Genomic DNA, 875 nt, shown 5'->3' with positions numbered 1-875 from the left:
GAATACCATGACCTCGTCTTTACCCACTGGGCCATACGTTTTGAGTACAGATGGGAAGAGGGGCTTTGAACTGGCTTTTATGTCTTTATATTCTTGATCTTGAAAACCGAAAAAGCTTTGAATGGCACTATTAGTCTCGCCTTTAGCAATCTCACTTTCGTTCCCCTGGTTTGTCAGTATCCAATTTAAGTGAGGGGCTATCTCTAGTGATGCGCCAGTGCGCTCTCCCCACAAATAGAGTTGACCATAGCAATTGCGCGCGATGACATGATAGTTGTCATAATCGGTAAACTCTGTGCCCTTGAGGAAGCACTCAAGCACATCTTCAAACTCGGCGGGATTAGTGATCCAAAATAGGCCATCCTTAAAGCCAGAGAATCCGACCATTTGCCAATACTCAAGCAACTGGTCAGGAAGTATGCCCCGATAAGCTTCAATGTGTTGGTCTGCGGCTTTAACATACGTGGTGGGTTCGCCAAACTCTTCCAAAAACATTTCAAAATCTTCGTCAGACACTGCGTTTTCCTCGTTTCATTTGTTTGTCACAGCTACGCCTTTCCGATTGTCTTTAAGCCTGCTTCTGGCATCAGATTGTGCCCGCGTTTAGACGTTTACGATATCAGAAAGCTCATCACAGAAAGCCCAAAAGCCCACTTAGTGCGGACGACATTGGTTAACCTTCATAATGCTTGATGACGTTACTGACCATAGTGGCCATATCAATGACTTCGGCACCGCCCAAATCAGCCATGATGTGTAAGAACACCTGCAGATTCTCTTTGGCCATAGCATCAACGGATTTTTCGCCGCCCATAAATAGGTAGGGGGTAAATACCATGACCTCGTCTTTACCCACTGGGCCATACGTTTTGAGT

Annotated in this window: 1 protein-coding gene and 1 pseudogene; both read right to left on the bottom strand. The window is 45.7% G+C overall.

The window, feature by feature from the left end; all coding sequences use genetic code 11:
* Positions 1-516 (bottom strand): GAD-like domain-containing protein (locus OH455_RS23205; RefSeq protein WP_269982940.1); only part of this gene is annotated, 516 nt, incomplete at its 3' end.
* Between the two features lie 157 nt (positions 517-673).
* Positions 674-875 (bottom strand): annotated as a pseudogene (locus OH455_RS23200) (T6SS immunity protein Tdi1 domain-containing protein); the annotation flags it as partial.

The sequence above is a fragment of the Vibrio sp. T11.5 genome (assembly GCF_027587155.1).
GTDB lineage: Bacteria > Pseudomonadota > Gammaproteobacteria > Enterobacterales > Vibrionaceae > Vibrio > Vibrio neptunius.
The sequence above is the reverse complement of the archived record's forward strand: the minus strand, read 5'-3'. Positions and strand labels throughout refer to the sequence as shown.